Below are 2,474 nucleotides of genomic sequence, written 5' to 3'. Positions count from 1 at the left end.
CCCGCCGTTCCGGTTAACTATGTGATCGCGAGGATGGCCGTGGCGATGTCATCGGCGTCCCGGAGCGTCCGGCTACCGGCAGCAGGCGACGTGTGAGCCTGGGCCGCAATTGCTGTCCCCCACTGGACCGAAGCGAGCTGCAAACCCACCACGTACAGGTGCTGGTGCGCGCGACCCGAGCCGTCAATTGCCCGGTAAGGGGGCAGCGTGACGTCCAGTCCCGGCGCGCTGACCGGCGCGCCGTCGGTCGCCATCATCATTTTGGGCCGGACCAGACCGTCGCCGAGTAGTTGGCGCAGCAGCGGGGACAGGGTGGTGGCGGCGCGGTTGGGCGGCATCATCGCGTCGACCAGGTAGCTCGCTGCTACCCCGGCACCCTCCACCCACGGTGACGACGCTTCAAATCGTTCGGTGTCGACGTCGACAACGAACTGGGGGTTGGGCCCGATGAACTGCACCACACCCGCTCGTGCCAGGGCAGCCAGTTGGGCGATCCTGATCGCTGGCGGACCGCTGGCCACGCCCTCCACCAGGGGTTCGAACCATCCCCTGAGCTCGGTCAGCCAGGCCTGATCGGTCAGCCCGCCGTCGGCGACCACCTGTTTGATCACAGTACGGCCAGCATTCATGGCGCCGATCGCCATCTTCAGCGGGCTATCTTCGCCCCTGAAGGACTCGGCAACATCGGCGTCGAGGTAGTCAAGCACCGCTTCCTGGTAATCCTGGGCGCTGGCGAACCTGCGCCCAGCGAACGGGTGAGACAGCCGCTCAACATCGAGGTGGTGAACGGGGGGCAGCTCGCTGGCGAGGACCGCGTCCAGCGCAGCAGTCCATTCCGGGCCGCTCACGGCGATAGCGGTGTGAACTCTCTCCAGGAATCCGTCCGGGTTGGCCACCAGGTCCGCGCCGGCCACCCGCACCAGGGTGGAGTAGTAGGCAGTCACCACGTCACGGTGCAATAGCGGCCAGATATCGTGGTCGAAGCCAGGTGTGATTCCCTGGTCGGCGAACGTTTGCAGCGCCGGTAGCGTGCAATAGCGCAAGGTCACGCTGCGAGGGAGGTAACTATCCAGTTGTGCCTTCGCCCGGTACGGCACCCCTCGCCGGGAGGCAGCAATGATCTGCGGTTCGCTGCCGCTCGGTTGGTAGCTCAGTTTCCCACCCTCGTCGGGGGTGAACCGACCGCCGCGTCCTTCGGTCAGCTGGATCATGGCGTCGAAAAAGTTCAGGCCCAGGCCCCGGACCAGGACCGGCTTTTTGGCAGGCAGTTTTGCCCAGTTGATGTCGGCGGGGACGGCGGGCGGCCAGTATTTGAGGCTGTAGCGTGCGGCGCCGTCCCTTAGCGTCTCCTGTTCGGGGCTGAGCTGCGAGGGAACATGTCCCAGCGCCAGCACCACTGCGTCCGCTGCCAGCACCGAATCGTCGCCTAACCGGAGACGGTAACCGGGAGCCACCCGGGAGATTTCCCTTGCGTCGGTGGCGTGGTGGGTGATCGTGGCGCCGTCACCGCAACGGTCGACCAGCTGCTGATAGATCCACTCCAGATACCTGCCGTACAAGGCACGGCTGGGGAAACCGGAGCTTCCGAGGTCCGACAGCTCTTCGCGGTCGGCATTGGAAAGCGTGGGGACCGGGTCGGACGTCACCAGGACACGCCAGTCGTCAAACGAGTACCCCACGACTGACGGGACCAACCCATGGTCCGGAGCCCCTACGGGCACCACCGTGGGGAACAGCGACGGAGTGTTCATCAGGAAGAGTCGGGACTGGACCGGCCGCCAGACATGGCCCGGGCCGGGGCTTTCCGGGTCGATGACATGGATGTCGAGCTGTTGGCGTTGGTCGGGCGGATGGGCCTCCCACTGGGAAATAAGTCGTTCCAGCACCGAGGTGCCGCGGGGGCCAGCACCCACCACAGCTACCCGAAGACTCCGACCCATGCGCATTCGATAAGGGTATCCGCTGGGCCAGGACGGGAAGGAACCAGGCTGGCGGCGTCGGGGGGGGCCGGACCTGCGCGGCGGTGCCGGAATGGGTGCAGCGGAAAGGCGTGCATAGGATGGAAATATGACCTCCACCACAGACCAGCACTCCGGTCCGATCCCCGACCACGACGAGTTCCTCTGGCTCGAGGACATTTACGGTGAGTCACCCCTCCAGTGGGTTCACGCCGAGAACGCTGTTACCGAGCAAGAGCTCGTCACCGGCGACTTTCTGGACATGGAGCGCAGGGTCCTGGAGGTGCTCGACTCCACTGACCGGATCCCGATGGTTTCCAAACGGGGCGGGCACTACTACAACTTCTGGCGCGATGAAGAACACCCGAAGGGGCTGTGGCGGCGCACCGACTGGGACAGCTACAACTCCGCATCGCCTCAGTGGGAGGTGCTGCTGGACCTTGACCGGCTCAGCGCCGACGAAGGCGTCGAATGGGTGTGGGGCGGGGCGATGTTCCTCCGGCCCGCCGACGGCGA

At 65.7% G+C, this 2,474-nt stretch carries 2 protein-coding genes and 1 pseudogene (2 of these 3 only partly in view); 2 read left to right on the top strand and 1 reads right to left on the bottom strand.

Going from position 1 to position 2,474, the window contains the following annotated elements; all coding sequences use genetic code 11:
* Window positions 1-25, top strand: partial view of a 5'-nucleotidase C-terminal domain-containing protein gene (locus K728_RS0100370; RefSeq protein WP_024475477.1) — the final stretch only. The gene continues 2,573 nt to the left of window position 1, outside the view; 25 of the gene's 2,598 nt are visible here — the last part of the coding sequence; the start codon falls outside the window, past its left edge; its stop codon occupies window positions 23-25.
* Here K728_RS0100370 and K728_RS0100365 read toward each other — a convergent pair.
* Window positions 18-1,940 carry an FAD/NAD(P)-binding protein gene (locus tag K728_RS0100365; protein ID WP_337587474.1) on the bottom strand — a complete coding sequence of 641 codons (1,923 nt, stop codon included), beginning with the start codon at window positions 1,938-1,940 and terminating at the stop codon, window positions 18-20. The two genes, K728_RS0100370 and K728_RS0100365, sit on opposite strands and share 8 nt — an antisense overlap.
* A 127-nt stretch (window positions 1,941-2,067) precedes the next feature.
* On the opposite strand from K728_RS0100365, the pseudogene K728_RS18010 reads away from it, so the two are divergent.
* A pseudogene (locus K728_RS18010) lies at window positions 2,068-2,474 on the top strand (prolyl oligopeptidase family serine peptidase); it runs 1,698 nt beyond the window's last position.

The sequence above is a fragment of the Arthrobacter sp. CAL618 genome (assembly GCF_000468215.1).
GTDB lineage: Bacteria > Actinomycetota > Actinomycetes > Actinomycetales > Micrococcaceae > Arthrobacter_D.
Note: the sequence above shows the minus strand (reverse complement) of the source record. Positions and strands in the feature narration are given on the sequence as shown.

Coding starts and splice junctions, on each gene's coding strand:
- K728_RS0100365 (WP_337587474.1), bottom strand. CDS start 1,940: ATGGGTCGGAGTCTTCGGGTAGCTGTGGTGGGTGCTGGCCCCCGCGGC.